The following is a 25,819-nucleotide window of genomic DNA, read 5'->3' as shown; positions in this document are numbered from 1 at the left end:
GTCAGTTCCGGAACGCGTCGACGATCGCCTTGCCGTCGTCCCCGGCCTTGCGTAGCCAGTCGACGAGCATCAGGTCGCCCATCTTCTTGAAGTCGGCGGCGAGTGCGGCCGGCGGCTCCGACACCGTCATGCCCTTGGCGGCCAGCTGCTCGAGGTACCACTTGTTCTTCTCTTCGCTGAGCTTCCAGCCACGCTCTTCGGCTGCGGCGGCGGCCTTGAGGACGGCCTCCTGGGTCGGCTTGTCCAGCGCATCGAACGCCCGCTTGTTCACCAGCACCGCGTTCTTGGGCAGCCACGCCTTCGTGTTGTAGAAGTACTTGACGTGTTCGTACGTCTTGGAGTCATAGCCGGTCGAGCTCGAGGACATGTATGAGTCCACCACCCCGGTGGCCAGCGCCTGGCTCAGCTCCGCCGCCTGGATCTGCACGGGCTGGGCCTTGGCCAGTTCGGCGAGCCGCGCGGTGGCCGGGCTGTACGCACGCCACTTCAGGCCGGCCAGATCGGCGCCACTTGCCAGCGCCTTGTTGACGTAGACACCCTGCGGCTGCCATGGCACCGAATAGAGCAGGCGCAGGTTGCTGCCCGCAAGCAGCTTCTCGAGCGCCGGACGCTGGGCCTTGTACAGGCGCAGCGCCGCGGGGTAACCCGTTGCGAGGAATGGCACACCGTCCAGCCCGTAGATCGGGTTCTCGTTCTCGTAGTTGCCGAGGATGATCTCGCCCGCCTGCACCTGGCCGCTCTGGACTGCACGCTTGATCTCCGGCGCCTTGAAGAGCGAGGCATTGGCATGCGAGGTGATCTTGAGCTTGCCACCCGTGGCCTTGTCCACGTCCGCGATGAACTGATTCAGGTTCTCGGTGTGGAAGTTGGTGACCGGATAGGCCGACGGCAGGTCCCACTTGGTTTGGGCGAGGACAGCGGACGAGGCGGACACGGCCGCAAGCACGAGCAGAGCATTCTTGAACATAGGGCCCCCGTATGACGACTGGAAACAGGATTGAAGAGAACAAACCGACCTTTGCAATAGGTATGCCAGTCTAGATTGTTCAACAATCCCAGGGATACGGGAAAACTCTAGGGCCCGATGCACCCAAGCCGGGTGGCCGGCTGGCTGCTGCGCCAACACGGGGCACAAGCGAACCAGAAGCGGGCGGTTCGCTGGCGGTCGACAGCGGCCGTCCGGGGTGGGTCGGTGCGGCTGCCGACGGACAGCCGCTTTCGCCTCAGGGCCGCGCCACGCCGTGCTCCTGCTCGGCCATCCGGCGCGCGTAGACCGCTAGCACGATCCGCTCAGAGTGCGCGAGGTATTCCTGGAGGGTGGTCGCTGCGCGAGCGTAGTCCCCCGCCTCGACCATTTCGAGCAGCTTCACGTTCATCTCGACGTAGGGCGCGTGCAGGAACTCGGGGTCCTGCAGCAGCCCGAAGGCCAGGCGAAGCTCCGCCAGCACGGGGGCGAACATCTGATTGAGCCGCTCGCTGTCGGCCAATTCGACGACGGCCATGTGGAACTGCATGTTGGCCGTTCCCGCCGCCGCCCAGTCGCCGGCGTCCCGGTGGCGCAGCGCCTCTTCCACCGCGGCGCGCATCCGCTTCTTCGCCGGGTGCCGCGGGTAGGCCTGCGCCAGCGCCTGGCATTCGATCAGGCGACGCACGCGGTAGATGTCGATGATGGACGCGATGCTCGGGACCGCCACGAACACGCCGCGGTTGGGGGTGTGCTTGACGAGGCCGTCCTTGGCGAGCACCCGGAAAGCCTCGCGGAGGGTGTTGCGCGAGACGCCCAGCGATTCGCTGAGCGCCTGCTCAGACAGGCGCTGCCCGGGCGCAAAGACCCCCTCGGTGATCTGGCGCCGAAGTTGTTCACCGACGCGTTCGCTGAGCGTTTCCGCAGGGGAACCGGGACTTTTCATAGGGGGGAGGGGGTAGTCGGCAAGAAAGCCTCGCATTGTTCAAGGCGGCAGTCGGCGTAACGCTCGACAGGATAGCTCACGGTGATATCATTCCTTAGATTGTTCAACAATCCATTTTGATCGTGGATCAATCGCATCAGAGAATCGTGCCGGCCTAGCCGCGCCCAGATTCCCTGGCGAGCGACTCCCTCCACCGCCGGCGACAGCATGCACATCGATTTGAACAGCGATCTGGGTGAGAGCTTCGGCCCGTGGGCCATGGGCGAGGACGAAGCGATGCTCGACGTCGTGACGAGCGCGAACGTCGCGTGCGGATTCCATGCCGGCGACCCGGCCGGCATCCTGGCCACCGTGCGCAAGGCGCGGGAGCGGGGCGTGGTCGTGGGCGCCCATGTGGCCTACCCTGACCTGGTCGGCTTCGGGCGAAGGAACATGGATATCGCAAGCGACGACCTGCGGGCCGGCGTCATGTACCAGGTGGGCGCCCTGCAGGGCCTGGCCACGGCGGCGGGCACCACCGTCCGCTACGTCAAGCCGCACGGCGCCCTCTACAACACCATCGCCCACGACGCGCGCCAGGCCATGGACGTCATCGAGGCGGTGCTTGCGATCGACCCAACGCTCGTGCTGGTCGGACTGGCCGGTTCGCCGTTGCTCGGCTGGGCGAGGGACAAGGGCCTCACGGTCGTCGCCGAGGTGTTTGCGGATCGGGCGTACGAGCCCGATGGCGCCTTGGTCTCGCGTCGCCAACCCGGGGCCGTCCTGCACGACCCGGCGCTGATCGCCCAACGCATGGTGCGGCTGATCAAGGAGGGCGCGATCACCGCCATCGATGGCACCGACCTGCGCCTCGACGCCCAATCCATCTGCGTGCACGGGGACTCGCCCGACGCGGTGCAGATGGCGCGTGAGGTGCGGGCTGCGCTGCACCGCGAAGGCGTTGCATTGAAGAGCTTCGTGGGCACGCCGTGACCATGCGGTTCCTGCCCGCCAGCCTCGATGCACTGCTCGTGGAGCTGGACGACCTGCCGCAGACCATGGCCTTGCTGGCCTCGTTCCGGGCCCACCCCCTGCCGGGCGTCACGGAGCTCGTCCCGGCCGCGCGCACGATGCTCATCCGCTATGAGCCCTCGCTGCTGACGCCGGCCGCGATCGTCGAGAACGTGTCCCACCGAACGCTCGTGTTCGAGGCGGCGCAGGACGCGCCGTTGGTGGAGATCGAGGTGGACTACCGCGGCGAAGACCTGCCCGCGGTGGCGGCGCTGCTGGGCATCTCCCCGCGGGAGGTGGTCGAGCGCCATGGGGCGGCGCTGTACACGGTGGCGTTCAACGGGTTCGCGCCGGGATTCTCGTACCTGAGCGCCCAGGCCGGACTGGACGTCCCGCGTCGGCGCTCGCCGCGCGTGCGGGTGCCTGCCGGGTCGGTGGCGCTGGCCGGTGAATTCAGCGCGGTCTATCCGAAGGAAAGCCCGGGCGGCTGGCAGTTGATCGGCACGACGACCGCCTCCATGTGGGACATGGGGCGTGACGTCCCGGCGCTGCTTCAACCGGGCTACCGCGTCCGCTTCATCGACGCGGCGCGGCGCCGCGTGGTCAGCGCGGGCCGGCCCGCCGCGGGGGAGCCGCCCGTTACGCCCGCCAAGCTGCCCGCCTTTCACCCCCTCCCCCACGGCGCGATGGCGCAGTCAAGCGCCACGCTCGTGATGAACCGCGTCGGGATCCAGACGCTGCTCCAGGATGGCGGACGGCCCGGCCTGGCGGCACAGGGCGTCTCGGCTTCCGGCGCGCTCGACAAGGCGGCGCTGCGGTCCGCCAACCGCGTGGTCGGCAACGCGGTGAATGCCCCGGTCCTGGAAATCGTCGGCGGAGGTTTCGAGGTCACGGTGCAAGGCGCCTGCGTGGTGTGTGTGTCCGGTGCGGACGGCCCGATCACCATCACGTCCGCGGCGGGCCGTGAACGGCCTGCGTGGCGGGGCCACCCGATCGCCCTGGACAGCGGCGATCGCCTTCGCCTCGGCGAGCCAGCCCGCGGGGTGCGGTCCTACCTGGCCGCGCGCGGCGGCCTGATCGCGGACCCCGTGCTCGGAAGCGTGTCCACGGACACGCTGGCCGGCATCGGTCCACCGGTCGTCACAGCGGGACAGGCCGTCGGGGTCGCGCCCCTCCGGCACGGGACAGTCGGCACGCCGGAGCCTCCCTCGCCGGCGCTGCCCGTGGCGGGCCAGGACGTCGTACTGGACGTGGTCATGGGGCCACGCACGGACTGGTTCTCCGACGAGTCGGTGGAGCGGTTCTGCACCCAGCCCTGGGTGGTCACGCCGCAATCGAACCGCGTCGGCCTGCGATTGTCGGGCGCCACGCCACTGACGCGCACCCACAACCTGGAGCTGCCCAGCGAAGGCACGCTGCCCGGCTCCATCCAGGTGCCGCCGAACGGGCAACCCGTGCTCTTCCTGGCCGACCATCCGTTGACCGGCGGTTATCCGGTGATCGCGGCGGTGGCCCCGCACCACCTCGACCTGGCAGGCCAGATTCCCATCGGCACGGCGGTGCGCTTCAGGCCCCTGCGCCCCTTCGCCGTCCTTTCAACTTCCTCACCGGCTGCGCCATGAAAAAAGTGCTTGTTGCCAACCGCGGCGAAATCGCCGTCCGTGTGATCCGCGCCTGTGCCGACCATGGCGTGGCGTCCGTGGCCGTCTACGCAGACCCGGACATCGATGCGGTGCACGTTCGGATGGCCGACGAGGCGCATGCCCTCGAGGGCACCCGTCCGGCCGACACCTACCTGCGCATCGACAAGCTCATCGCCATCGCCCGCCGCAGCGGTGCGGACGCCGTCCACCCCGGGTACGGGTTCCTTTCCGAGAGCGCCGCCTTCGCGCGCGCCGTGCTCGAGGCTGGCCTCCTCTGGATCGGCCCGCCGCCTGACGCCATCGCCGCCCTGGGCGACAAGGTGAGCGCACGACGGCTGGCCAGTGAAGTCGGCGCGCCCCTGGTGGCCGGCACGCCGGGGCCCGTGGGCAGCGCCGAGGAAGTGCATGCGTTCGCCGATCAGCATGGCTTTCCCATTGCGATCAAGGCCGCCTTCGGCGGCGGGGGTCGAGGCCTGAAGGTCGCGCGCCACAAGGCCGAGGTGTCCGAGCTCTTCGAGTCAGCCGTGCGCGAAGCCACGGCCGCCTTCGGACGCGGCGAGTGCTACGTGGAACAGTTCATCGACAAGCCCCGCCACATCGAGGCCCAGGTGATCGCCGACACGCACGGCGCCGTCGTCGTCCTTGGCACGCGCGACTGCTCACTGCAGCGGCGGAACCAGAAGCTGGTCGAAGAGGCCCCCGCGCCCTTCCTGACCGATGCGCAGCGCGAACGCATCCACACGTCGGCACGCGACATCTGCCGTCATGCCGGCTACGTGGGCGCCGGCACCGTGGAGTTCCTGCTGAGTGCCAACGGCACCATCTCTTTCCTCGAGGTCAACACCCGGCTCCAGGTCGAGCACCCCGTCACCGAGGAAACGACCGGTGTCGACCTCGTGGTCGAGCAGCTCCGCATCGCGGACGGCCTGCCCCTGTCGGTGCACGAGACCCCGCGCCCCATCGCCCACGCGTTCGAGTTCCGCATCAACGCCGAGGATGTGGGCCGCGGCTTCCTGCCCTCTCCCGGCCCGGTCCATCGCTTCGACCCGCCCTCCGGGCCGGGGGTCCGCGTGGACGCGGGCGTCCGCACCGGGTCCACCGTGCCCGGCGCGTTCGACTCGCTGATGGCCAAGCTCATCGTCACCGGCGCCACACGGGACCAGGCCATCCGTCGCGCCCGCCGCGCCTTGAAGGAATTTCGCATCGAAGGGCTCGCATCGGTGCTGCCCTTCCATCGCGCGGTCATGACCCACCCGGACTTCGTCAGTGAGCATGAATTCAAGGTCCACACCCGCTGGATCGAGACCGAGTTCGTCAATGACGAGGTGCCCTTCCAGGCGCCCGCCCCGACCGACGATCCACTCACTCGCCTGCCCATCGAAATCGACGGCCGCCGCGTGATGCTCGGGCTTCCCTCAGCATGGCTGGGCGGCCTGGCCGCCGGCGCGGGAAGCCGCGTGGCGCACCCCGCCGATGCGGCGCCAGCGGCCGCGGCCGATTCGCGCGACCTCGTGGCGCCGATCGCCGGCACCGTGCTCGTCTGGCAGGTCGAGGACGGCGCCACGGTGGACGCCAAGGCGACCGTCGCGGTCATGGAAGCGATGAAGATGGAAACCGCGGTCGACGCCCACCGCGGTGGACGACTCGTCCAGAGAGTGCCCGCGGGCACCTACGTCGCCGCGGGCACGGTGATCGCGGAGATCACGCCGGACGACTGACGCGCAGGTAAGTGCGCGGCCGCACGAGACGGCTCGGCACGCGCTGGGCCCGACCGACTCGGGCTTCGCGCGACGCGCTCGTCAGGGGGCTAGCGTGCCGAAGGCCCAACCGACGGACAACGAGGCCACCGGGGTACCACGTCCGCCATTGCCGAGCGCCTGCAGGTGCCCGATGCCGGCCTTCAGCCGCAGGCGGTCCTTGCGCACGATCCCTTCCCACTGGGCCCACGCTTCGCCACCGGCGATCGCACCGCCGCGCACGTCGACGCCGCCGCCGCCCGCCGCGCCGGCGAGACCTTCGATGCCGAAGCGCACGCCGTTCATCCGGGATGTCTTGGCGCCGAGACCGACGAGACCGTACGAGAAGCCTCCGGCCCTGCCCCACGCGGCGCTGCCGGCTTGTGCCGTGCCGTACCAGGTGCGGTCGAGGTCGCGGTTGAAGGTGAGACCCAGGCCCGTCACTCCATCCTCGCTCCCGTCTTCGAAGCGCAGCTTCAGGAAGTGGGGCGTGGTCACGTACCAGGCCATCTCGCGCACCGTACCGTCCAGGAACGAATGCGGCGCACGTGCCCGTGCGGCGCTCTCCAGCGGCAGCGACAGCGACAGCCGAAGTTGCTCCGAGCGGTAGTGGCCACCGGGCGCGGTCAGGTAGGACGCGTCGGCGCGCAGGGTCGGCCCCCACGGGGTGATCCAGCGCAGTGTCGGCCCGGCGCGCAGCAGCCAGCCGCTGCCGGTGTCGATGACACCACCGCCGCCCAGGCCGGCCGACAGCTGGGCGCCGACGCGCAGTTGCTCGCCGAAGATGCCCCAGTCGGCGCCCGCGTTGGCCAGGAGTTCCATGTAGCCGTTGACGTCGCCACCGGCCGCGCCGGACGCTTCGATGCCCCACCACCGGCCCGGCGCGACGTAGCGGCGCAGGTCCGCGCCGGCCTTGTCGAGGCGACCCGTCAGCGGCGCACCATTGCGCCGGCGACTGCCTTCGCGGAAGGTTTCGGTGCCTGCACTCAGGCTGATCTCATCGAACTTGAGACCGAGGCGCCCGTCGGCGCGGCCCGGCATGCCGGCGTGCGTGGGCAGGAAGCTGAGGAAGTTGTCGGACCGGCCAATGACGACGGTCCACTGCGTGTCGCGGATGTTGCCGCTCGGGAAGGTCACGTGGGCCACACCCAGACCGGCGTACACCGGCCCGAAGGCGCGGCGCAGCGACAGTTCGGGCCGCAGCATGAGCCCGCCCCCGGCGTCCGCATCCTTCGCATGGGTTGCGCCGCCCGCACCGGCATAGAGGCCCGCCGCAACGAACCACGGTGACGAGGAAAGCCGCCACCGCCGTTGCGCCGTGACCCCCACGGTGAACAGGCCGCCGTGGTCGCCCTGCGCGCCCGCATAGACCGACGGCCCAAAGCCCCAGTCCGGATTGACCGCCACCATGTAGGTGCCGCCCAGCAACGCCGTGCGTTCTCCCGCCGGCATGCCGAGCGGCGTCCAGTTGAACTCCAGGGCGGCCTCGCGGCGCTCGGGGTAGGCGCGTCGCTCGGGCGCCAAATCTGCCGGGGCGGCGGACGCCGCGCAAGCGGCGAGGCACAGGAGCGACGGCATGAGCACCTGGGGAAGGAATCGGCAGGGGAAGTACATCAAGACATGAGCGGCAGAGAGGCGCCGGCTCGCGCAAGTCCGGCGGGGTGGTGAGGTTGACGCGCGGCGGTGCGACACGCGCGGATGGAATGTCTGACGGCGAACGCGGGGCGATCCGTCGCGCAAGCCGGACACCTTTGCATGGCGGGCGTGCGAACGAGCCGTCGTTTGTAGCACGGCCGTCGGCGAGGCGCCAGCGGCCGAGGCACACTCTTGCCGGCCCACCGAGGACGCCTCGCGTCCGGTGCGATGTCCCGGGCCGTGTTCGTCAGAAGTCGAACAGGGCGCTGACCGCGACGGTGCGCGGATCAGCCGGCTTGACGTAGTCGGCGTATTGGTACTCCCAGTAGCGCTTGTCGGCGGCGTTGTTGATCGCGACACGGAAGGTGGCGTCCGTGCCGTACATCCGCGCCACATAGCTCGCGCCGAGGTTCGCCACCACGTAGCCGCCCAGCTCGATGGCGTTGGCCGCGTTGAGCATCGTGGCGCCGGTGTACTTGGCGTCCGCCGTGAGCTTCATTCCCGGCAGCGCGGGCACGTCGTACGACAGCCGGGCGGCCGCCACGAACTTCGGCGCGCCGGCCACCCGGTTGCCGGTGTGCGCATTGCCTCGCTCATACGAACTGTCGAGCGCCATCAAGCTGCCACTCACGCGCCACGGCGCCCCCAGGCGCACGGCGCCTTCGATCTCCACGCCCTGGTAGACCGACAGGCCGTCCTGGACGAGCAGGTTGTTCGCGTTGGCGTACTCGGCGGCACGCTCGATGCGGAACAGCGCTGCGGTGGCGCTCCAGTCGCCCCGCTGCGTCTTGGCGCCCACCTCGACCTGTTTGCTCTTCAGCGGCTTGAGCTGCACGCCTTTGTTGTCGTAGGTGTCGCCCACACGAGAGCCCGCTTCGAGCGACTCCACATAGCTCGCATACAGCGTCGTGCCCGTGTCCGGCTCGAAGAGCAGCGCGAGGGTCGGCGTGGTGGTGCGCTTCTCGTACCCGGGCAACTCAGCACCCGTGGGCGCAAAGCTCGCCTGTTCATAGCGCGTGTGGCGCAACCCGCCGACCACCGACCATTGCGGCGTCAGCTGGAGCGTGTCGCTCGCGAAGACGGCGCGCTGCGTGATCTCGCTGTCTCGGTACATCGCGAAGTCCGTCACCGTGTCGTAGCGGTTGCCGCTGCCGCCGTCCAGGCTGCCCGAACCGATCTGCTGGTACACGCTGTTGGCGCTGTAGAGGTTCACCTGCTTCTGCAAGGCCGTGCCCACCACCACCTGGTGGCGCAGCGCGCCGGTCTCGAGCTTCCCGTTCACGGTGGCCTGCCACTGGGTGAAGCGGTGGCCTTCTGCGCTGTCGGATCGCCACTCGTCGAACGCGCCACTGGCATCGGTCAGGAACAGGATGCCTTCGTTGCGGCTCCGGTCGGCGGTGCTGTAGCTCAGGTCGCTCGTCAGTGTCCAGTCCGGTGTCAGGCGGTATGCCACGCCGGTCGCGTGCAGCTGGAAGTCGGTGGTCAGGTGCTGGCCACCGCTCACGATCGCATCGTTGTCGCCGTTGACGACGGACGGGAGTGCGGTCCCCACGTAACTGCGGGTAAAGATGGACGGGGTCTGGCCGGTGGCCTTTCGCTTCTGATACAGCGAGCCGAACGTCCAGGTGAGGTCGGGCGTCAGGCGTGCGTCGAGCGCCACGGACACGGCGTTTCGGTCCAGTGTGCCCTTGTTGAAGGTCTTGCCTTCCTCGTGCGTCACGTTCAGGCGGTAGCCGAACATGCCGTCGTTGCCGAAGCGCCCGCCCAGATCGCCATGCTCGCGCCACAGACTGTTCGAGGTGAAGCCCACCTCCACGCTGCGCACCGGCGTTTCCGAGGGCCGCTTGGTCACATAGTTGACCACCCCGCCCGGCGAACCAAAGCCATGCATGAAGCCCGACGCGCCCTTCAACAACTCGATCTGCTCGAAGTGATCGTAAGGCAGCGTGATCGCATAGCTGAGGAACGGCTTGCCGTCGATGCGGTAGCCGTTCTGCCAGTCCAGGGGCAGGCCGCGCACCGTGAGGTACGACGCCCAACTGCTGTAGCCGCCACTGTTGTCGCTGACCGACGCGTCGAGCGCGAACACGTCGCCGAGCTTGATGGGCTGACGCTCGGCCAGCTGCTCCGCCGTCACGGCGGTGATGGAGAAAGGGGTGTCGAGCCGGCTGGCCGAGCCAAGCGCCCCCGTGTTGACCTTGCGACGCAGGTCGACCGGTTCATCACCCGCTGACGCCCGCACCGTCACCTGCGGCAGCGTCTGGGCGTCGGGCTGCACCTCCTGCGCCAGCGCGCTTGCAAGCAGACAGAGCGCACTCACCGCGATGAGTATTCGACCGGAGGTTCCGTAGAGAGGAGTTCGCACGACAAGGCCTCGACAAAGAAAGGAGGCACATCTTAATGCGAATCACTCGCAATTGAAGCTGACATCCCTTGGAGGTCCTCCCGGTACACGGTCACCTGCGCGCCTATCGCTGCCGTCGACCTTCATCGTCACAGGCGCAGGAAGCGCGTAGAACGGACAACCGCGCCGGAAGCCCGTCCTCGCCCCTACCGGGAAATCCCCAATGCAGAGCTTGGCCACTGGTGGTGGAATCGATTCCAGTGGAAACGATTCCACCACATTTTCAGCCCACTTCTCGTGCCAAGGTTTGCCATGTCCTCCCTGTCGCCGCCCTCTTCGCCTTTGGTTGCACCGCCTGCCGGCTCCGTCATGAGTCGGCCAGACTTCCTCTGGGGCGTGGCCACGGCAGCCTTCCAGATCGAAGGTGCGACGCAGGCGGACGGCCGGCTGCCGAGCATCTGGGACACCTACGCCGCGACACCCGGCAACGTGCTGAACGGAGACACCGGCGACCGCGCCTGCGAGCACTACCACCGGTGGGCGGACGATGTGGACCTGATCGGGTCTCTGGGGGTGGACGCCTACCGGCTGTCCATCGCCTGGCCGCGCGTGATCGGGCTGGACGGTGAACTGAACTCCCGCGGCGTGGACTTCTACAAGCGGGTGCTGGACCGCCTGGCGGACAAGGGCATCCAACGGTACGCCACGCTGTATCACTGGGACCTGCCGCAGCACCTGGAAGACCGCGGCGGCTGGCTGAACCGTGACACTGCGTATCGCTTCGCGGACTATGCCGACAAGATCAGCCGCGCCCTGGAAGGACGCGTGACGGCCTGGGCCACGCTGAACGAACCGTGGTGTTCGGCCTACCTCGGCTACACGCACGGGCGCCATGCACCGGGCCGCCGCGGCCCGCGGTACGCAGCGCAGGCGCTGCACCATCTGCTGCTGGGCCATGGCCTGGCGCAGCCGGCCCTTCAGGCCAATGATGCCAAGGCGCAGCGCGGCATCGTGGTGAACATCGGCCGCGGCGCGCCCGAAGACCCGAACAGCGCGGCGGACCGCGAAGCGGCGCGCCTCTTCGAAGTGCAGTTGAACGACTGGGTGCTCGACGCCCTGCTCAAGGGCGAGTATCCCGAGGACGTGTTCCGCCTGCGCCCCGGCACGGAGCCGCTGGTGCTCGAGGGCGACATGGACGTCATCAGCCGACCGCTCGACTTCCTCGGCATCAACTACTACTACCGCAGCACGCTGCGCAGCGACGACGGCCACGGCTATGTGGAGGTCCAGCCGCCGGGCCGCGAGCGCACGCAGATGGGCTGGGAGGTGTGCCCGGAGGCCTTCACCGAACTCCTCGTGGGCTTCCGGGAGCGTTACGCCAACCTGCCACCCATCCTGATCACCGAGAACGGCATGGCGTCCGCCGACCTCGTGGTGGACGGCCAGGTGGCGGACACGCAGCGCTGCGCCTACCTGCAACGGCACTTTGCCGCCGTCCATGCCGCGATCGAGGCGGGCGTGGACGTGCGCGGCTATTTCGTGTGGTCGCTGCTGGACAACTTCGAATGGGCCTACGGGTACGAGCGCCGCTTCGGCCTTGTCCACGTGGACTACGACACCCAGGTTCGCACGCTCAAGCACAGCGCGAAGGGCTTCCAGGCCTTCCTCGCCGAGCGCGCGCGCGGACCCCGATGAACCCGGCGGGCCCGCCCGCCCACGGCGTTCCCTGAACGCCTGTTTCCAACGATGCGCACCGCAGGGGCGGTGTGCATGGACAGGTCCGCGCCGCGCGGACCGGTCCACCCGGTCACGCGCGGCATCGCTCCCTTCTGCCGGATGGGCACTCAGGACCCGAACCCAACATGCGCCAGCTGCCCGAAGGCACCCGCCGCTCTGCGGCATCGACATGAACCCGCCGCCTCCGCGGCACCGACAAGCACCGGCCGCTCTGCGGCCTCGAGGCCCTGGGGGCGCGCCGCGCCACCTTCCTCCCGAACCCTTGAAGGACAACCGATGAGCCGTTCACCGATCACTGTCGCCGCGCCCCTCGCCCTCGCACTCGCTGCCTGCACCGGCGTCGCCACCGCGCAGAACTCCGTCACGATCTATGGCGTCGTCGACGTCGGCATCAGCAAGTCGAACAACGGCACGTCGCTGAACCCGGGACGCGGTACGCCGGGCACCTGGGTCGTGCAGCAGGGCAATGCCTCGCGGCTCGGCTTCAAGGGTCGCGAGGAACTGGGCGGCGGCCTGTACGCGAGCTTCGACATCCAGCACCGCTTCTTCGCCGACACCGGCACGGTCGACTCCGGTTCATTCTGGAAGGGCGTGTCGGTGGTGGCCCTGGGCAGCAAGGCGCTCGGCGAGGTGTACCTGGGCCGCGAGGTGATCCCGGCCTACTACCTCACCTGCACGGCCGACCCCACCTGCTGGAGCTACACCAGCCAGCCCGGCCAGCCGTTCGCCTGGGCCAACTACAACGGCAGCGTCGCTTCCGACAACTCGGGCATCCGGCGCAACAACTCGGTGGGCTACCGCTCGCCGGTGTTCGGCGGCCTCAGCACGGAGCTGGCCGTCGCGGCCGGTGAAGGGCAGCGCAGGCGCAGCCTGGGCGGCAACGTCCAGTACAACGGCGGCCCGGTGTATGCGGCCATCGGCTTCGACGGAGTCGACAGCGACAACCGCCTCGTGATCCTCGCGGGCGGGTACGACTTCGGCTTCGTGCGCCCGCTCGTCACCTTCTCCGACGCCCAGGGCGGCCCGACCACGCCGGAGTACGAAGCGCGATCGGCAACGCTCACGTTCGTCGTTCCCACGCCCACCGGCCGGGTCTTCGCCGGGGCGGGCCGATTGGAGGCGACGACCAACGCGGCCAGCACGGAGGTGCACCACACCAAGTTCTACGTGGGGGCGGACCACAACCTGAGCAAGCGGACGATGCTGTACGCGAACCTGGGGACCGCCAAGTCCGACGGACTCACCCGATCGACCGCCTACGACGCCGGCATCCGCCACAAGTTCTGAGCCTCCTCTCCACTTCTGACATGGAACGACCGATGAACCGCAACCTTCCACTCCGTCCCCTGATCGCCGCGCTGCTCGTGGCTGCCGCCGGTACCTCGCATGCGCAGAAGGCGGAGGTCATCCACTGGTGGACCTCCGGCGGCGAATCGGCGGCCGTGCGGGAGCTGGCCAATGCCTATCAGAAGGCGGGCGGCACCTGGGTGGATGCCGCCGTGGCGGGAGGAGCCAATGCCCGCGCCACGGCCATCAACCGCATTGCCGGCGGCAGCCCGCCCACAGCCGCGTTGTTCAACACGTCCAAGCAGTACCGCGACCTGATCGCCGAAGGCATGCTGAACAACATCGACGCCGTGGCCGCGAAGGAAGGCTGGGACAAGATGCTGCCCGCGCCCATCCTGAACAGCGTGCGTGTCAACGGACACTACTACGCGGCCCCGGTCAACATCCACAACCCCAGCTGGTTCTGGTACTCCAAGGCAGCGCTCCAGAAGGCCGGCGTGGCCGGTGAACCCAAAAGCCTCGATGAGTTCTTCGCGGCGCTCGACAAGCTCAAGGCTGCGGGACTCACGCCGCTGGCCATCGGTGGGCAGGGCTGGCAGGAGATGCTGACCTTCAGCGCTCTGCTGGTGCATGTGGGCGGCAAGGACACCTACCTGAAGTTTTATCAGGCACAGGACGCCTCGGTGATCGACAGCGAGCCGTTCCGCCGGACCCTCACGACCATGCGCCGGCTGCGCGGGTACACCGACGCGGGCTCGGCAGGCCGCAACTGGAACGACACCACGGCGCTCGTGATCAACGGCAAGGCCGGTTTTCTCATCATGGGCGACTGGGCCAAGGGCGAGTTCGCGAGCGCGAAGCAGACAGCCGGCAAGGAGTACGGCTGCTTCAGCGGCTTCAGCCCGACGGCGCCTTACATCATTGCGGGCGATGTCTTCGTGTTCCCGAAGACGGCCGACGCGCAGGCAGTGAAAGCCCAGCACACGCTGGCCGCCGCATTCACCGGGCCCGCCGCCCAGGTGGCGTTCAACCAGCGCAAGGGCTCGATCCCCATCCGCACGGATGTGGACGCATCCCAGTTCGACATCTGCGCCCAGGCCGGACTGCAAGCGCTCAAGGACCCGTCGCGCCACCTCGCCGTGGCCGACATGCTGATGACGCCGGACATGTATGGGAACGTGCAGGACGCCATCTCGAAGTTCTGGAACAGCGATGCGTCCATCGACGCGGTGAGCAAGTCCTTGCGGTCCGCGCTCAAGCCCTGAGCCGACTGAACCACACGGCGCCCCAGCTGCCCTCAGGAAGCCTGACCCATGAACTCATCCGTCACGTCCCCTTTGGCGGCACCGGGCGCCGCCAAGGCGCCCCGGCGTCCGCGCCGCAGCGGCTCTCCCTGGGGCGCGCACCTCGCCCTGCTCCCCATGGCCCTGACCGCCATCGGCGTGTACGTCGTCTGCGTGCTGTGGTCGGTGCGCATCTCGGTGTCCAGCTCGCAGATCTTTCCGCGCAGCGACTTCGTCGGCCTGTCGCAGTACGCCCGGCTGTTCGCCAGCGAACGCTGGATCACCTCGCTGGAGAACGCGGCGCTCTTCGGGGTGTTGTTCGTGGCGCTCAGCCTTGCCGTGGGCTTCCTGCTGGCGGTGTTCATCGACCAGCGGGTGCGCGGTGAAGACTTCTTCCGCACGATCTTCCTGTACCCCTATGCGATGTCCTTCGTGGCCACGGGCCTCGTGTGGCAGTGGGCCCTGAACCCGGAGTTCGGTCTGCAGTCCACGGTGCGGGCGCTGGGCTGGGAGGACTTCCGCTTCGACTGGATCGTGTCGCAGGACAAGGTGATGTACACGATCGTGCTGGCCACCGTGTGGCAGGCCTCCGGGCTCGTCATGGCGATCCTGCTGGCCGGCCTGCGGGGCGTGGACGAATCGCTGTGGCATGCCGCGCGCATCGACGGCATTCCGCGCTGGCGCTACTACCTGAGCATCGTGTTGCCGCAGCTGGGCCCGGCCTTCGCATCGGCCACCATGCTGCTGGCCATTGGCGTGGTCAAGATCTACGACGCGGTGGTGGCCATGACGCAGGGCGGACCCGGACAGGCCAGCGAGGTCCCGGCGAAGTTCATCATGGACCACCTCTTCGCCCGCGCGAACATCGGCCTTGCGTCCGCGGCCAGCTCCGTGATGCTGCTGACCGTGATCGCGCTGCTGGCACCGCTCTGGTATGCACGCAGCGTGGCGAACCGCGGGGAGAGCAAGCGATGAACACGCTCGCACGACCGCTGCCCGCGGCACGCGTGGCGGCACCGTCCCGCCGCCGCTGGCTCACCCCCGGCCGCATCGGGCTCTACGCGTTTCTCGCCGGTGCAGCGCTGTTCTTCCTGATGCCGCTCTATGTGATGGTGGTGACGTCGCTCAAGCCGATGGAGGAGATCCGGCTCGGCAACCTGTTCTCGCTGCCCGTCGCGCCGAGCTTCGACGCCTGGGTGCAGGCGTGGTCCGGCGCATGCACGGGCCTCGACTGCAACGGCATCCGCGGCGGCTTCTGGAACTCGGTGCAGATCGTGGTGCCGAGCGTGGCCCTTTCCATCTTCCTCGGGGCCCTGAACGGCTACGCGCTGTCGTTCTGGCGCGTGCGGTGGGCCGGGCCGCTGTTCGCGATCCTGCTGTTCGGCAGCTTCGTGCCGTACCAGGTGATCATGTACCCGCTCGTGCGCACCTTCGCCCTCGTCAATCTGTTCGGCTCGCTGCCCGGCATCGTGCTGATCCACACCCTGTTCGGCATGCCGGTGATGACGCTGCTGTTCCGCAACTACTTCGCGAGCGTGCCGGGCGAGCTGTTCAAGGCGGCGCGCATTGACGGCGGGGGCTTCTGGCGCATCTTCTTCCAGCTGATGCTCCCCATGGCGCTGCCGATGATCGTGGTGGTCGTGATCCTGCAGGTCACCATGATCTGGAACGACTTCATCCTCGGGCTCGTGTTCGCCGGCGGCGACCACCTGCCGATGACGGTGCAGCTCAACAACGTCATCAACACCACCACCGGCGAGCGCACCTACAACGTAAACATGGCCGCCACCATCCTCACGTCGCTCGTGCCGCTGTCCGTCTACCTCATCTCCGGTCGCTGGTTCGTGCGGGGCATCGCCGCCGGCGCGGTCAAGGGCTGAACCTTCAGGAAACCACACATGGCCAACGTACAGATCCAGGACCTCGGCATCCGCCTGGGCGGTGTCGACATCATCGAGCGGCTCGATCTCGACGTGCAGGACGGCGAGTTCCTCGTGCTGCTGGGTCCGTCCGGGTGCGGCAAGTCCACGCTGCTGCACAGCATCGCCGGACTCATCGACGTGAGCGAAGGGCGCATGGTGATCGGCGACACCGACGTGACCTGGGCCGATCCCAAGGACCGCGGCATCGGCATGGTGTTCCAGAGCTACGCGTTGTATCCCACCATGACGGTGGAAAGGAACATGTCCTTCGGGCTGCGCATCGCCGGCGTGAAGCGTTCGGTGATCGCCGAGCGGGTGAAGCGCGCGGCCGAGATGCTGCACCTCACCGAGCTGCTTCAGCGCAAGCCGTCGCAGCTGTCAGGGGGACAGCGGCAGCGGGTGGCCATCGGTCGGGCGCTGGTGCGCGAGGCCGGCGTGTACCTGTTCGACGAGCCGCTGTCCAACCTGGACGCCAAGCTGCGCAGCGAACTGCGCCGCGAACTGAAGCAGCTGCACAAGGACATCGGCACCACCATGGTCTACGTGACGCACGACCAGGTGGAAGCCATGACGCTCGCCAGCCGCATTGCCGTGATGAAGCAGGGCCGCATCCAGCAGATCGGCACACCGCAGGCGGTCTACAACCGTCCGGCCAACCTGTTCGTGGCCGGATTCCTGGGTTCGCCCAGCATGAACTTCCTCGAGGGCAAGCTCGTGGTCACCGGTGGTGCCGTGCGCTTCGAGGGCGCTTCGCTGGCCATCGACGTCAGCGGCTATGCCTTTGAACGCGAGCCGGTGCAGGACATGCCCGCCGTGCTCGGCGTGCGGCCCGAGGCGCTGACACTGCTCGGTGCGGATGACCGGCAGGCGGGCTTGCGAGCCACCGTCTCCCTGGTAGAGCCGATGGGGGCAGACCAGGTGGTGTGGCTGGACGCGCAGGGCGTGTCCATGGCGGCCCACCTCGATGCCGCGGCGCGGCTCGACGAGGGCAGCACCGTCGGTGTGGGTGTCGATGCAGGCACCGTGTCCCTGTTCGATCCCGTGAGCCAGCAGCGGCTGTGACGGCCTCGTCGTGGCCTGTTCGCCACGGGCCTGTTGGTACCATCGCCCAAAGGACAGAGGCGCGCAAGGGCGAATGGCAACAATCAAGGATGTGGCAAGGCTGGCAGGTGTGGGCACAGGCACCGCCTCCCGGGCCATCTCGGGGCGAGGCCCCGTCGCCCCCGAAACACTCGAACGCGTGCGTGCTGCCGCTCGGCAGCTGGATTTCCGGCCGTCCTCCATCGCTCGCGCACTGCTCATGGGCTCGTCCGGCATGCTGGGTGTGTACGTGCCCGCGTTCACGGGCACGTTCTACGGCCCCATCCTCGGGGCCATCGACGCCGAACTCCGGGCCATCAACCGGCACATGGTGTGTGCCAACGGCTGCGGCCAGGGCGACGCTCGGCGCCTGGCACTCGACGGCGTGGAATTCCTGCTGGAGCGGGAGTGCGACGGCATCATCGTGCTGAGCAACGCGCTGCTCGACGACGACTTCGTGGCCTTGAGCCGGCGCATCCCTCACCTCGTGGTGCTCAACCGCGACGTGCCGGCCATCGCGCTTCGCTGCTTCACCGTGGACCATGTGCATGCAGGCCGCTTGGCCGCGCAAGCACTGCTCGGCAAGGGCCATCGCGACATCGCGCTCATCGGCGGCCCATCCACGGCACCCGACAACCAGGCCCGGCTGGCCGGGTTCCATGACGAACTGGCCCGGCATGGCGTGGCGGTAAATCCGTCGCTCGCGTTCGAGGGCGACTTCACCTTCCCCAGCGGCCATGCCGGCGCACGGGCGCTGCTGGCCCAGGCGGGCAAGGGCTATACCGCGCTGTTCTGTGCGAATGACGAGATGGCCATCGGTGCCATCTCGTGCTTCAACGATGCGGGCCTGCGCGTCCCCGACGACGTCTCCGTCATGGGCTTCGACGATGCGCCCGTGGCCGCCTACGGGTCGCCGCCGCTCACCACCGTCTCCGTGCCGCATGACGTGGTGGCCATCGACGGCTGCCGGCAGCTGGTGAACGAGTGCTACGGCCTCGCCGTGCCGATGCAGCGTGACTACCCGGCGGAGATCGTGTGGCGCCGTTCGGTGGGGTCCGGGCCGCACGCGAACGTGGCTGCTGCCGTGGCAGCCTCCAGCCCCAAGGCCGGGAAGAGCGCGGCCCGACGTCGCTAAGCCGCCGGGCATCGGCGTGGGGACGCGCCAGATCCGTCGGCAGCAGATGGTCGCGATTGACGCGGCCGTTCAAGCTCTAGAGTGTCTTCACATCGTTCGGGAGAGTCCCATGCCGCTATGGATCTACAAACTACCCGCGTGTCAGTTCCGCGCGCGGCTGCTGGTCGGGTAGATGCCGCCCTCCCTCGGCGGCTTGGTTGCTCAGGTCTGCCCTGCCGCGGTTAGAGGCGCCAATCTCTGTGCGAAGCGGTCGTCGGCCTCGCCCGCACGCGCCAGGGACGTTCCAGCTTGAGCGAACGAGAGTTTCAAATCGAGCGGCGATCGACATCACGTGCCAAGTGGCATTTCCTCCGGCAGCGAGCACTTTCCGATCTGCATCCAAGTCAGCACTGAGGCCCGTACGCGAGCAAGGTGAACTGCCGGTTTGCGCGCAAGCATGGAACGCGACACAGGGCCTCACATGTAGATCTGCAGCGAAGGTGTGGGTCTTGGAACGGGAAACGAGGGCCAAGTGCTTAGGCGCGAGCGCGCCGGCGACGGCGCCGCCAAACGGGCCTAGTTGAGGCTGCTGCACCACCGGCGGATGCGCGGGTCAACGTCCCCGTTCCGGTCGCCAGGAGCCCAGATGCGAACTTGCTTGGCGTCTATCGCCATCCCATCACCTGCTCGCCCCGGGCAGCCAAGCCGCCACTGTTCACCAATCCTAGAAACGACCAGCACGTTCTTTAAGGTGCATGCGGACTTCCCCTCGCTTTCCGGCGCGGCAGCGGTCGCCCCGTCGGGCAGCCGGTCCAGGGCCTCACATGCTTCCTGGGCCAGGACTATCCGCGCATGAGGCACCCTGACCGACGCGGCGGCCATAACTGAATCGAGCAAGCCGCCCACGGCGCCTAGACTGATCATCAGCAGCACAAAGGCGCCGAACATCCAGCAGGTATGGCCTGCCACCTGCCGGGCGCTGAGTCCGCCTTCGCGTAGGATGTTCACCCCGCAAATCATAACCACCGTAGTCAACAGCAGGCCTGCTGCGGCAGCCACCTCCAGAAGTCGCAACCCATCGCGTTCCCGTGCAAAGGTGCCTGCGGCCGCGAACTGGAAGAACGCCAGGACCGGGCCTACGAGCACGAGCATCGAGACGAACGCCAGAACGATGCGAAGCCATCTCTGGCCTGCACTAAGTGCCCGAAAGAGATACATCCAGCCGGCTATCGAAACCGCCAGCAGGGCCAGCATCACCTGGCGGTGCAAGCCGTCGTCACCAAAAACCCCGGGCAAGGAGCCGGCCACCATCGCCATCCAAGGCAGCCACACCCAACTGGCGCCCACGAGAACTCGCCTCCCCAGACGACGAACCCTTTGCCGACTGCTCGGTTCTGGCGTGCCCAGGCCGGACACATCGAACAGTTGCCGCAGCGCTGGCGAGGCCTCCGAATTGGCAAGGGCCAACAGCAGGCCCGCCGGGTAAGCCCAGATCGCAAAAAGCGTTCCGCTCAGGATCATGGCTAGGACAGCCACCAGGCCGGCGACCGCGCCGACGCTGCCCAGGCTGTCAATGGGGCTGTAGCGGTACCGGACGAAGTAACCGAAGCACAGGAGTACGCCTGCGGCGGTCGTCGCCTTCCAGGCGAACCCGAGCCCGCCTGAGAACTCGGCAAGACTCGAGAAGAACGTTGAAGACTTCTGGCGTTTTCGGCGGACCACGATAGGTGCAGGGCGAATGTGCTCGCGCTGCATCATCGAGTCGCCCTGATGGAAAGGCCATCCCTAAAGCTGCCTTATGCTGTCCATCGATGGGAAGGAATGTCCTAGGAGGCGGGGTAAGTCTCTGAGGCGGTTCCCTGCGACGGTGGCCACCGTGAAGTACCCGGATAAGGTTGAGGTGCGCCCCACCAAGGTGTTCAGCAAAAACCCCGACGACAACCTGTGCTAACGCATTGGCCGAGCTCGCCGGCAAGCGAGTCGCTATTGATGTGCTACGCCAGATGGAGCAGTTCATCGCTCAGCGGCCGACGGAGATCGACGTCCGGGGGCGCTTTGGTGCCGGCTACAACGAGAAGAGCGCCGAGCGGACCAACAGCCGCAACGGGTACCGGGAACGAGCCTGGGAGACACGTGCTGGTACCGTCGATCCCAAGATCCCCAAGCTGCGGGAGGGCAGCAACTCACCCGAGTTCCTGGAGCCGCGCGGGACGGCCGACAGGGCGCTGACCGCAATGATCCAGGAGGCCTATTAAATCAAGGGCATCTCCACGCGTCTTCAGACGACCTATTCAATGAGCTCGGGATAAGTGGCGTGTCCGAAAAGCCAAATCGCCGGGCTGTGCCTCGAACTCGACGAGCAGGTCGGTGCGTTCCTCAACCGCACGCTTGAGCGCGCCTAGCCTCAAGGTCGTCTCGTTCCCCTTGCATCCCGCCCAACCCTCCCTATAATCCGCCCTGCTAGCACTCGGACGAACCGAGTGCTAACGGCGATCCGCAGAGGTGCCTGCATGGATCTGCCGTCCAGTCAGTGAACGCAAACTTGCGAACGCTGCCCTGCAGAAGTTCGAATCGAGTCATCAAGGAGATGCTATGAAACTTCGTCCGTTGCACGACCGCGTGGTCGTCAAGCGCCTGGAACAAGAAACCAAGACCGCCTCTGGCATCGTCATTCCCGATGCCGCCGCCGAGAAGCCGGACCAAGGCGAAGTCGTTGCCATCGGCACCGGCAAGCGCAATGACAAGGGCGATTTCGTTGCCCTGAGCGTCAAGGTCGGCGACCGCGTCCTGTTCGGCAAGTACAGCGGCCAGACCGTCAAGGTCGACGGTGACGAGCTGCTGGTGATGCGTGAAGAAGACCTCTTCGCCGTCGTCGAGAAGTAATCCAGCCCACCGAGTTCGGAGAATCAAATGGCAGCAAAAGACGTAATCTTTGGCGGCGAAGCCCGCGCACGCATGGTCGAGGGTGTGAACATCCTGGCCAACGCCGTGAAGGTGACCCTGGGCCCGAAGGGCCGCAACGTGGTGCTCGAGCGCTCGTTCGGTGGCCCGACCGTCACGAAGGACGGTGTGTCGGTCGCCAAGGAAATCGAACTGAAGGACAAGCTTCAGAACATGGGCGCCCAGATGGTCAAGGAAGTTGCTTCCAAGACCAGCGACAACGCCGGTGACGGCACCACCACCGCGACCGTGCTGGCCCAGGCCATCGTTCGCGAAGGCATGAAGTACGTGGCCGCGGGCATGAACCCGATGGACCTGAAGCGCGGCATCGACAAGGCTGTCACGGCCCTGGTCGCCGAGCTGAAGAAGGCCTCCAAGGCCACCACGACCTCGAAGGAAATCGCGCAAGTCGGCTCCATCTCGGCCAACAGCGACGAATCCATCGGCAAGATCATCGCTGACGCGATGGACAAGGTCGGCAAGGAAGGCGTGATCACCGTCGAAGACGGCAAGTCGCTCGACAGCGAACTCGACGTCGTCGAAGGCATGCAGTTCGACCGCGGCTACCTGTCGCCGTACTTCATCAACAACCCCGAGAAGCAGTCGGCCCTGCTGGACAACCCGTTTGTCCTGCTGTTCGACAAGAAGATCAGCAACATCCGCGACCTGCTGCCGGTGCTGGAGCAAGTGGCCAAGGCGGGCCGTCCGCTGCTGATCATCGCTGAAGAAGTCGAGGGCGAAGCCCTGGCAACGCTGGTGGTCAACACCATCCGCGGCATCCTGAAGGTCGTGGCCGTCAAGGCTCCGGGCTTCGGCGACCGTCGCAAGGCCATGCTCGAAGACATCGCCATCCTGACCGGCGGCAAGGTCATCGCCGAAGAAGTCGGCCTGACGCTCGAGAAGGTCACGCTGGCCGACCTCGGCCAGGCCAAGCGCGTCGAAGTGGGCAAGGAAAACACCACGATCATCGACGGCGCCGGCGCTGCTGGCGACATCGAAGCCCGCGTCAAGCAAGTGCGCGTGCAGATCGAGGAAGCCACCAGCGACTACGACCGCGAGAAGCTCCAAGAGCGCGTGGCCAAGCTGGCCGGCGGTGTTGCCGTCATCAAGGTCGGTGCTGCCACCGAAGTCGAGATGAAGGAAAAGAAGGCCCGCGTCGAAGACGCCCTGCACGCCACCCGCGCTGCAGTGGAAGAAGGCATCGTGGCTGGTGGTGGCGTGGCCCTGCTGCGCGCCAAGCAAGCTGCTGGCGCCATCAAGGGTGACAACCCTGACCAGGAAGCCGGCATCAAGCTGGTCCTGCGTGCCATCGAGGCTCCGCTGCGCGAGATCGTCTACAACGCTGGCGGCGAAGCCAGCGTGGTCGTGAACGCGGTGCTGGCCGGCAAGGGCAACTACGGCTTCAACGCGGCCAACGACACCTACGGCGACATGATCGAGATGGGCATTCTCGATCCGACGAAGGTGACCCGCACGGCACTGCAGAACGCCGCTTCGGTTGCATCCCTGATGCTGACCACGGAAGCCATGGTCGCCGAGTCCCCGAAGGACGACGCTCCGGCCGGTGGCGGCATGGGCGGTGGCATGGGCGGCATGGGCGGCATGGGCATGGACATGTGATGTCCACGGCCGGACCTTCGGGTCTGGCCGGCCATGCGGTCATACCGCAATGAGAAACGGGCTGCCTTGGCAGCCCGTTTTTTTTCGTCCGGCGATGGATCTGGCGTCAGCCGATCGACGCCTCGCTCACGTCGCTGTCCGGGCGAGCCGCCTGGGCGACCGCCCCACCGCAGGGTGCCTCAGCGGTTGAGGGCGCCGTCGATCTCGGCGATCACCCGGCCCGGCATCTCGTGGACGATCCAGTGGGTCGCCTCGGGGATGCGGGTCACGGTCAGGCGCGGCACGAAGGCCTCCAGCCCATCGAGCAGCGAGGGCGGCAGCGCGGTATCGGCTTCGCCCCAGACGACGTGAGTCGGCACCCGGATGGTGACGGCGTCGGGCGGCAGCGTCACGCCATGGACTGCGGAATCCGGGCCGGTGGGCGGGCGAAGCGGCGAGGCGCGGTAGTAGTTCACCGGGCCGGTGAGGCCGGCCTGCCACACCGCGCGGTACTGGGCGCGCACCGGGTCGGTGAGCCAACCGCCACCCGGCCGGGTGGGATCGGCCGCGCCCATGCGCGTGAAGATCTGCCACAGCGCGGCGAAGTCGTCGGCCGCCAGGCGGGCCTCCGACCCGGGCGCTGCCAGCTCGTTCATGTAGGCGCTTGCTGCCTGCTGCAGCGGGTTGTTCTGCAGCTCGCGCAGGAAGGTGGCCGGGTGCGGCGAATTGACGATCACGAGCCGCTCGAGCATGTCAGGGAACATGGCGGCGAAACCCCAGGCGACAGCGCCACCCCAGTCGTGCGCCACCAGCGCCGCCAGCGGTGCCTCACCGCTACAGGCCTTCACCAGCGCATGGATGTCCTGCACCAGGTGCTTGGCCCGGTAGGAGGCCACGTCGGCCGGTGCCGAGGACGCCTCGTAGCCGCGCAGGTTGGGCGCGATGCAGCGGAAGCGCCCGGAGAAATAGGTCAGCAGCGGATCCCAGACGAAGGCCGCCTCCGGGAAACCGTGCAGGAAGATCATGACGGGCGCCCCTTCGGCGCCAGCCACGCGGCAGTTCAAGGTGATGCCGTGCGGCAGCGCGATGGGGCGGACGTCGATCATGCGGGAGCAGCTCCAGGGTGAGTCCAGCTGTGCAGCACCTGGGCGGCATCGCCCACGCCGGACTTGTTGAGGGCGGAGAACAGCGACATGCTGACATCCGCTTCGTCGGTCGACAAGTCGCCCAGAACGGCTTGTGCGGACGCAAGCGCCTCCTGGCCTTCGCGGCGATTGAGCTTGTCCGACTTGGTCAGCAGCACCAGCAGCTTGACCGATCCGTTGCCCACGCGCGGAGCGACGAAGGTCAGCAGTTGACGATCGAGGTCGGTCAGCCCGAGGCGCGAGTCCACCATCAGCACGACGCCGGCCAGCGAGCGTCGCAGCTCCAGGTAGTCGGCCATCACTTTCTGCCAGCGGAGCTTCGCGCCCCGAGCGACGGCCGCGTAGCCGTAGCCCGGCAGGTCGGCGAACAGGGCGTCCGGTATCAGCTTCGGGCCCAGCTCGAAGAGGTTGATGTGCTGGGTGCGGCCCGGCGTCTTGGAGGCGAAGGCCAGGCGCTTCTGCTGGGTGAGGGTGTTGATCGCGGTGGACTTGCCGGCGTTCGACCGCCCGACGAAGGCGATTTCAGGGAGTTCGGTGGACGGAAGCTGGTCGAGCTGGCTGGCGGTGGTCAGGAACCGGGCGGTGTGGGTCCAGGCCAACGCCAATTTCTCGAAATTGACGGGTTCTGCGACCGGCTGATTGGAATTGTTTTGATCGGTCATAGAGACACCCAAAACTTGCATTGTAAAATCGCTGGGTTTTGCACACGGAATCGCCCCAAGCCATGAAGTCTTTTGCCCCTGTGTTGTCCTCGCTGCTGCTGGCTGCCACGCTCTCGTCTCCGGTCGCCGCCGCAGGAACCCAAGCACCCGCGAAGCCCGACCTGGCCAAGGGGGAAGCCATTGCCACCAACGTTTGCGCGGCCTGCCATGCGGTCGACGCCGGCCGGGGCGCTCCGGCGAACCCGTTGCTCAAGGGGCAGCACCCCGAGTACCTGGTCAAGCAACTGACCGAGTTCAAGAACGACAAGCGCAAGAACCCCGTCATGAAGGGCTTCGCCTCCATGCTGAGCGACGAGGACATGCGCAACGTCGCGGCCTTCTACGCCTCGAAGCCGGCTCCCCTGGGCGCCGCCAAGAGCAAGGCCACCGTCCAGCTGGGCGAGAAGATCTACCGCGGCGGCATTGCCGACCGTGGCGTGCCGGCCTGCGCCGCCTGCCATGGCCCGACCGGCAGCGGCATCCCGGCGCAGTACCCGCTGCTGCGCGGCCAGCATGCCGACTACACCATCGCCCAGATGCAGGCCTTCCGCGGCAAGACCCGTGAGAACAGCCCCCAGATGATCGGCGTGGCCGCCAAGATGAATGATGCGGAAATCCAGGCCGTGTCGGACTACATCGCCGGCATGCGCTGAACTTCAGGCGCGTGACTCGCTCCAAGAAGGCCGGTCGTTGACCGGCCTTTTTTACTGCGCCACGTCCTCGCTGACCGCTGCCTTCCCCTTGCCCCTTCCC

Annotated in this window: 21 protein-coding genes; 14 read left to right on the top strand and 7 right to left on the bottom strand. The window is 67.5% G+C overall.

Annotated features, from left to right (window positions below):
- Window position 1 precedes the first annotated feature (1 nt).
- Complete coding sequence (locus ACSQ2F_RS00780; RefSeq protein WP_436018785.1) at window positions 2-967, bottom strand: TRAP transporter substrate-binding protein; 966 nt, start codon at window positions 965-967, stop codon at window positions 2-4.
- A gap of 256 nt (window positions 968-1,223) precedes the next feature.
- Complete coding sequence (locus ACSQ2F_RS00775; protein ID WP_436018783.1) at window positions 1,224-1,910, bottom strand: GntR family transcriptional regulator; 687 nt, start codon at window positions 1,908-1,910, stop codon at window positions 1,224-1,226.
- Between the two features lie 207 nt (window positions 1,911-2,117).
- Between ACSQ2F_RS00775 and ACSQ2F_RS00770 the strand changes: the two genes are divergently transcribed.
- Genes ACSQ2F_RS00770 through ACSQ2F_RS00760 form a run of 3 tightly spaced genes read left to right on the top strand, consistent with a single transcriptional unit; the run spans window position 2,118 to window position 6,261 of the window.
- Entirely contained in the window at window positions 2,118-2,882 is a 765-nt protein-coding gene (locus ACSQ2F_RS00770) for a LamB/YcsF family protein (protein ID WP_436018781.1), read from the top strand.
- 2 nt (window positions 2,883-2,884) lie between these two features.
- Complete coding sequence (locus ACSQ2F_RS00765) at window positions 2,885-4,522, top strand: 5-oxoprolinase/urea amidolyase family protein (protein WP_436018779.1); 1,638 nt, start codon at window positions 2,885-2,887, stop codon at window positions 4,520-4,522.
- Window positions 4,519-6,261 carry an acetyl/propionyl/methylcrotonyl-CoA carboxylase subunit alpha gene (locus tag ACSQ2F_RS00760; RefSeq protein ID WP_436018777.1) on the top strand — a complete coding sequence of 581 codons (1,743 nt, stop codon included), beginning with the start codon at window positions 4,519-4,521 and terminating at the stop codon, window positions 6,259-6,261. The genes ACSQ2F_RS00765 and ACSQ2F_RS00760 overlap by 4 nt, the downstream gene beginning before the upstream one ends.
- 81 nt (window positions 6,262-6,342) lie before the next feature.
- Here the strand turns inward: ACSQ2F_RS00760 and ACSQ2F_RS00755 are convergent, their stop codons facing one another.
- Entirely contained in the window at window positions 6,343-7,893 is a 1,551-nt protein-coding gene (locus ACSQ2F_RS00755) for a hypothetical protein (RefSeq protein ID WP_436018775.1), read from the bottom strand.
- A gap of 268 nt (window positions 7,894-8,161) precedes the next feature.
- Complete coding sequence (locus tag ACSQ2F_RS00750) at window positions 8,162-10,234, bottom strand: TonB-dependent siderophore receptor (RefSeq protein WP_436018773.1); 2,073 nt, start codon at window positions 10,232-10,234, stop codon at window positions 8,162-8,164.
- A 393-nt stretch (window positions 10,235-10,627) separates the two neighbouring features.
- Here ACSQ2F_RS00750 and ACSQ2F_RS00745 point away from each other — a divergent pair, with 393 nt between their 5' ends.
- The 7 genes from ACSQ2F_RS00745 (at window position 10,628) to ACSQ2F_RS00715 (ending at window position 18,702) form a co-directional block, all read left to right on the top strand.
- Window positions 10,628-11,953: a GH1 family beta-glucosidase gene (locus ACSQ2F_RS00745; protein ID WP_436018771.1), complete on the top strand. Its 1,326-nt coding sequence runs from the start codon at window positions 10,628-10,630 to the stop codon at window positions 11,951-11,953.
- Between the two features lie 318 nt (window positions 11,954-12,271).
- Window positions 12,272-13,282 (top strand): porin, encoded by a 1,011-nt coding sequence (locus ACSQ2F_RS00740; protein WP_436018769.1) that lies wholly within the window; start codon window positions 12,272-12,274, stop codon window positions 13,280-13,282.
- 32 nt (window positions 13,283-13,314) lie between these two features.
- Window positions 13,315-14,547 carry an ABC transporter substrate-binding protein gene (locus ACSQ2F_RS00735; RefSeq protein WP_436018767.1) on the top strand — a complete coding sequence of 411 codons (1,233 nt, stop codon included), beginning with the start codon at window positions 13,315-13,317 and terminating at the stop codon, window positions 14,545-14,547.
- A 48-nt stretch (window positions 14,548-14,595) separates the two neighbouring features.
- Window positions 14,596-15,540 carry a carbohydrate ABC transporter permease gene (locus ACSQ2F_RS00730; RefSeq protein ID WP_436018765.1) on the top strand — a complete coding sequence of 315 codons (945 nt, stop codon included), beginning with the start codon at window positions 14,596-14,598 and terminating at the stop codon, window positions 15,538-15,540.
- A complete protein-coding gene (locus ACSQ2F_RS00725; protein ID WP_436018763.1) occupies window positions 15,537-16,445 on the top strand; it encodes a carbohydrate ABC transporter permease in 909 nt (302 codons plus the stop codon). Before ACSQ2F_RS00730 ends, ACSQ2F_RS00725 begins: the two co-directional genes overlap by 4 nt.
- Window positions 16,446-16,463: 18 nt before the next feature.
- Window positions 16,464-17,549 carry an ABC transporter ATP-binding protein gene (locus ACSQ2F_RS00720; protein ID WP_436018761.1) on the top strand — a complete coding sequence of 362 codons (1,086 nt, stop codon included), beginning with the start codon at window positions 16,464-16,466 and terminating at the stop codon, window positions 17,547-17,549.
- 73 nt (window positions 17,550-17,622) lie between these two features.
- Window positions 17,623-18,702, top strand: coding sequence for a LacI family DNA-binding transcriptional regulator (locus tag ACSQ2F_RS00715; protein WP_436018759.1), 1,080 nt, complete (start codon window positions 17,623-17,625; stop codon window positions 18,700-18,702).
- Between the two features lie 555 nt (window positions 18,703-19,257).
- On the opposite strand, the gene ACSQ2F_RS00710 is transcribed toward ACSQ2F_RS00715, so the two are convergent.
- Complete coding sequence (locus ACSQ2F_RS00710) at window positions 19,258-20,439, bottom strand: hypothetical protein (protein WP_436018757.1); 1,182 nt, start codon at window positions 20,437-20,439, stop codon at window positions 19,258-19,260.
- A gap of 197 nt (window positions 20,440-20,636) precedes the next feature.
- Between ACSQ2F_RS00710 and ACSQ2F_RS00705 the strand changes: the two genes are divergently transcribed.
- From ACSQ2F_RS00705 to groL, 3 genes are all read left to right on the top strand, one after another.
- Window positions 20,637-20,936: a transposase gene (locus ACSQ2F_RS00705; RefSeq protein WP_436018755.1), complete on the top strand. Its 300-nt coding sequence runs from the start codon at window positions 20,637-20,639 to the stop codon at window positions 20,934-20,936.
- A 337-nt stretch (window positions 20,937-21,273) separates the two neighbouring features.
- Window positions 21,274-21,564: a co-chaperone GroES gene (groES, locus tag ACSQ2F_RS00700; protein WP_056657987.1), complete on the top strand. Its 291-nt coding sequence runs from the start codon at window positions 21,274-21,276 to the stop codon at window positions 21,562-21,564.
- Window positions 21,565-21,591: 27 nt separating this feature from the next.
- On the top strand, window positions 21,592-23,241 hold the full coding sequence (groL, locus tag ACSQ2F_RS00695; protein WP_436018752.1) for a chaperonin GroEL: 1,650 nt from the start codon (window positions 21,592-21,594) through the stop codon (window positions 23,239-23,241).
- 179 nt (window positions 23,242-23,420) lie between these two features.
- On the opposite strand, the gene ACSQ2F_RS00690 is transcribed toward groL, so the two are convergent.
- Window positions 23,421-24,326, bottom strand: a complete 906-nt coding sequence (locus ACSQ2F_RS00690) for an alpha/beta fold hydrolase (RefSeq protein ID WP_436018750.1) — start codon at window positions 24,324-24,326, stop codon at window positions 23,421-23,423.
- Window positions 24,323-24,964: a ribosome biogenesis GTP-binding protein YihA/YsxC gene (gene yihA / locus ACSQ2F_RS00685; protein WP_436018748.1), complete on the bottom strand. Its 642-nt coding sequence runs from the start codon at window positions 24,962-24,964 to the stop codon at window positions 24,323-24,325. The genes ACSQ2F_RS00690 and yihA overlap by 4 nt, the downstream gene beginning before the upstream one ends.
- 125 nt (window positions 24,965-25,089) lie before the next feature.
- Here yihA and ACSQ2F_RS00680 point away from each other — a divergent pair, with 125 nt between their 5' ends.
- The gene (locus ACSQ2F_RS00680) at window positions 25,090-25,719 is read left to right on the top strand and encodes a c-type cytochrome (protein ID WP_436018746.1); all 630 of its coding nucleotides are present in this window, start codon (window positions 25,090-25,092) and stop codon (window positions 25,717-25,719) included.
- Window positions 25,720-25,819: the final 100 nt, after the last annotated feature.

Origin of the sequence: Rhizobacter sp. LjRoot28, assembly GCF_964253025.1 — a bacterium.
GTDB lineage: Bacteria > Pseudomonadota > Gammaproteobacteria > Burkholderiales > Burkholderiaceae_C > Rhizobacter.
This window is presented reverse-complemented; position numbering and strand designations above follow the sequence as displayed.

Coding starts and splice junctions, on each gene's coding strand:
- ACSQ2F_RS00710 (WP_436018757.1), bottom strand. CDS start 20,439: ATGATGCAGCGCGAGCACATTCGCCCTGCACCTATCGTGGTCCGCCGA.
- ACSQ2F_RS00755 (WP_436018775.1), bottom strand. CDS start 7,893: ATGTACTTCCCCTGCCGATTCCTTCCCCAGGTGCTCATGCCGTCGCTC.
- ACSQ2F_RS00690 (WP_436018750.1), bottom strand. CDS start 24,326: ATGATCGACGTCCGCCCCATCGCGCTGCCGCACGGCATCACCTTGAAC.
- ACSQ2F_RS00770 (WP_436018781.1), top strand. CDS start 2,118: ATGCACATCGATTTGAACAGCGATCTGGGTGAGAGCTTCGGCCCGTGG.
- ACSQ2F_RS00720 (WP_436018761.1), top strand. CDS start 16,464: ATGGCCAACGTACAGATCCAGGACCTCGGCATCCGCCTGGGCGGTGTC.
- groL (WP_436018752.1), top strand. CDS start 21,592: ATGGCAGCAAAAGACGTAATCTTTGGCGGCGAAGCCCGCGCACGCATG.
- ACSQ2F_RS00775 (WP_436018783.1), bottom strand. CDS start 1,910: ATGAAAAGTCCCGGTTCCCCTGCGGAAACGCTCAGCGAACGCGTCGGT.
- ACSQ2F_RS00765 (WP_436018779.1), top strand. CDS start 2,885: ATGCGGTTCCTGCCCGCCAGCCTCGATGCACTGCTCGTGGAGCTGGAC.
- ACSQ2F_RS00725 (WP_436018763.1), top strand. CDS start 15,537: ATGAACACGCTCGCACGACCGCTGCCCGCGGCACGCGTGGCGGCACCG.
- ACSQ2F_RS00680 (WP_436018746.1), top strand. CDS start 25,090: ATGAAGTCTTTTGCCCCTGTGTTGTCCTCGCTGCTGCTGGCTGCCACG.
- ACSQ2F_RS00760 (WP_436018777.1), top strand. CDS start 4,519: ATGAAAAAAGTGCTTGTTGCCAACCGCGGCGAAATCGCCGTCCGTGTG.
- ACSQ2F_RS00735 (WP_436018767.1), top strand. CDS start 13,315: ATGAACCGCAACCTTCCACTCCGTCCCCTGATCGCCGCGCTGCTCGTG.
- ACSQ2F_RS00730 (WP_436018765.1), top strand. CDS start 14,596: ATGAACTCATCCGTCACGTCCCCTTTGGCGGCACCGGGCGCCGCCAAG.
- ACSQ2F_RS00740 (WP_436018769.1), top strand. CDS start 12,272: ATGAGCCGTTCACCGATCACTGTCGCCGCGCCCCTCGCCCTCGCACTC.
- ACSQ2F_RS00715 (WP_436018759.1), top strand. CDS start 17,623: ATGGCAACAATCAAGGATGTGGCAAGGCTGGCAGGTGTGGGCACAGGC.
- groES (WP_056657987.1), top strand. CDS start 21,274: ATGAAACTTCGTCCGTTGCACGACCGCGTGGTCGTCAAGCGCCTGGAA.
- ACSQ2F_RS00745 (WP_436018771.1), top strand. CDS start 10,628: ATGAGTCGGCCAGACTTCCTCTGGGGCGTGGCCACGGCAGCCTTCCAG.
- ACSQ2F_RS00780 (WP_436018785.1), bottom strand. CDS start 967: ATGTTCAAGAATGCTCTGCTCGTGCTTGCGGCCGTGTCCGCCTCGTCC.